Here is a 2,993-nt window from a genome sequence, read left to right on the forward strand (position 1 = left end):
GGTCGCGGCCGGGGCGGCGGGCTCGGTGGCGGGCTCCGCGAGGGCGGCGGCGGGCTCCGTTCCGGCTTCCGCGCCACCGGCATGTCCGGCACCGCCGAGGATCTTCTCCGCCGCCGCGCCCTTGGCCTGCTGCTTGGCGGCACGGCGCTTCATGAAGAGGAGCGAGAGGGCGCCGATGAGGAGGGCGGCGAGCAGCGCGAGCCAGGAGAAACGGCTGAGCCATTCCTCCGCGACCTTGCCCAGGGTGTAGATGACGGCGGTGGTGCCGCCCGCCCAGACGATGCCGCCCAGCATGTTGGCGATGAGGAACTTCCAGTACGGCATGTGCAGGACACCCGCGATGGGGCCGGCGAAGATGCGCAGGAGCGCGATGAAGCGGCCGAAGAAGACGGCCCACATGCCCCAGCGGTGGAAGGAGCTCTCGGCCGACTCCACGTTTTGCGCGTTGAAATGCTTGGGGAACTTCTGTTCCAGCTTGGCGATGAGCGGGCGTCCGCCCTTGCGCCCGATCGCGTACCCGATCGAGTCGCCGACGACGGCCCCCGCGACGGCGCAGGCCCCCAGGACGTACGGGTCGATGTGGCCGTGCTGCGAGGCGAGCACGGCGGCGGAGACGAGCACGACCTCGCCGGGCAGCGGAATCCCGAGGCTCTCGACGCCGATCACCGCCGCGACGACGACGTACACGGCGATGGCGGGGACGGACTCCAGCCACTCCTGGACGTGCACCGTGTTGCCTCCCAGACAGTTCTCACGCGGGTCGCGCGGATCACGCGGACACTTCACGCCACGCCCGACGCGCGCGCACGGCGGGCAGCCTACTGGATGAGACAAACGTGAGAAGACGCCTGGGTGTTCCCGCCGCGGGGCATGCGACGGGCGCCGCCTCCGTGTCACGACCCGGTCTCGCCCGCGCCGTCCCGTGGCGCGCGTCACGCGCGGCGGCCTAGGGTCTCGCTCATGTGGCCAGAAGAACAGCCGCCAGGGGGCGAGCACCATCCGCGGATACCGCCAGACGGTCCGTGGCAGCAGGAAGCGGGACCGAAGGCGCAGGGAGGCGGCGGCTACGGTCAGCCGCAACCAGGCTCCGGCGGCAGCTACGGTCAGCCGCAGCCCGGTCCCGGCGGCGGCTACGGTCAGCCGCAGCCCGGTCCCGGCGGCGGCTACGGCCAGCCCGCCCCCGGCCCGTACGGGCAGTCGGCCGGGTACGGCACCCCCGGTCCCTACCCGCAGCCGGGCCCCTACCAGCAGCCCGGCCCGTACCAGCAGCCCGCCTACGGCTACCCCCCGCAGCAGCCCTTCGGCACCGGTGGCCCGGGGGGTCCCGGTGACGGCGGGGGGAAGAAGGACGGCAGGCGCACGACGGTGATCGTCTCGGTCGTCTGCGCCGTCGCCGTCCTCGCGGCGGCCGGGGGCACGGCCGCGTACGTCGTCGACAAGAGGGACGAGAAGAAGACCGTGGCCGACGACGGCAAGAAGTCGCCGTCGCCGACGGTCTCCTCGCACGGGCCGAGCCCCACGGCGAGCCCGTCCTCGCGCAACGCGGGCCGCGAGGAGCCGACGATCCCCGGCTGGCAGGTGGTCGCGAACCCGAAGTTCGGCACGGTCTTCGAGGTCCCGGCCGACTGGGAGGTCGAGATGGCCGACGCCAGTCGCGGCTACGAGTGGGAGGACAAGGAGGAGACCTCGGGCTACGGCTCCGTCTCCGTCAACCGCCCCGCGTACTACAAGTCGGACTGGTGCAGCTACGTCGACAAGGAGGACGGGAAGCAAGACCTGTCCCTCGCCCTCGTCGGCACCCGGGGCGAGCAGGGCGCCAAGAGCACCGACGAGGCCGCCGAGACGCGCGTGCCGTGGTGGGTGTACGGCGGCTACACGTATCCCGACAAGAAGACCATGAAGCAGGAGAAGGCGAAGCCGTACACGACGAAGTCCGGGCTGACCGGGAGCGTGGCGCGAGCCTGGTCGGAGAACAACCCGAAGACGCACAAGTGCGCGAGCGACGGGAAGGCGATCGTCTTCGCCTTCAAGAACGGCGCGGGCGACTACGTGAGCTGGGACCTCAGCGGGCCCAAGGGCGTGGACGGGGAGGTGCCCGAGGAGCTGATCCAGCGCGTCCTGAGCACGGTGCGGCTGACGAAGACGGCACCCAAGAAGATGGACTGAGGACGGGGCGCTCCACGCCCGCCGGGTGCCGGGGAGAATTGCCAGGGGGTCCCACCTGCGGGGATAGTCTCCGGGTGAGCACCGCATCCCCGCATCCCCCGGCCCCGGGGGCGTCCCCTCCCGCAGGCCGGCGGCCCGAGTGGGCCGGACGCAACTACACGCTCCTGACGGCGGCGGCCGTCGTGAGCAACCTCGGGAGCCAGGGCGCGCTCATCGCGAGCGCGTTCGCCGTGCTCGACGCGGGCGGGGACAGCGGCGACGTCGGGCTCGTGGCCGCGGCGCGCACCCTGCCGCTCGTCGTCTTCCTGCTGGTGGGCGGCGCGCTCGCCGACCGGCTGCCCCGGCACCACGTGATGGTCGCGGCGAACGGCCTCAACTGCGTCTCGCAGGGGCTGTTCGCCGTCGTCGTGCTCACCGGGCACGCCGAACTCTGGTCGATGATGCTGCTCGCGGCGCTCGGCGGCACGGGGACCGCCTTCTTCTCGCCCGCCTCCGAAGGGATGCTCCTCGCCTCGGTGCACGGGCCGCAGGCCAGCCGCGCCTTCGCCTTCTACCGCGTCGCGATGCACGGCGCGGGCATCGGCGGTGCCGCGCTGGGCGGCGCGCTCGTCGCCGTCCTCGGGCCCGGCTGGGTCCTCGCGGTCGACGCGGCGGCCTTCGCGGCGGCGGGGGCACTGCGCGCGCTGCTCGACGTCGAGAAGATCCCGCGGCGCGAGGGCGACAAGGTCTCGCTCCTGCGGGATCTGCGCGAGGGCTGGCAGGAGGTGATCGGGCGCTCCTGGCTGTGGTCGATCGTGCTCCAGTTCGCCGTGGTCAACGCGGTCGTC

The 2,993-nt window shown here is 72.7% G+C and carries 3 protein-coding genes; 2 read left to right on the forward strand and 1 reads right to left on the reverse strand.

The features are described from left to right. Nucleotides 1-729: DedA family protein (locus tag G3I42_RS29155; RefSeq protein ID WP_343244698.1), on the reverse strand; the 729-nt coding region annotated here is incomplete at its 3' end. Between the two features lie 231 nt (nt 730-960). On the opposite strand from G3I42_RS29155, the gene G3I42_RS29160 reads away from it, so the two are divergent. Continuing rightward, nucleotides 961-2,166, forward strand: coding sequence for a hypothetical protein (locus G3I42_RS29160; RefSeq protein ID WP_164290749.1), 1,206 nt, complete (start codon nt 961-963; stop codon nt 2,164-2,166). Nucleotides 2,167-2,240: 74 nt separating this feature from the next. Then, on the forward strand, nt 2,241-2,993 hold a 753-nt coding region (locus G3I42_RS29165; protein WP_164290750.1), incomplete at its 3' end, for an MFS transporter.

It is taken from the genome of Streptomyces sp. SID11385 (assembly GCF_010548245.1).
Taxonomy (GTDB): Bacteria; Actinomycetota; Actinomycetes; order Streptomycetales; family Streptomycetaceae; genus Streptomyces.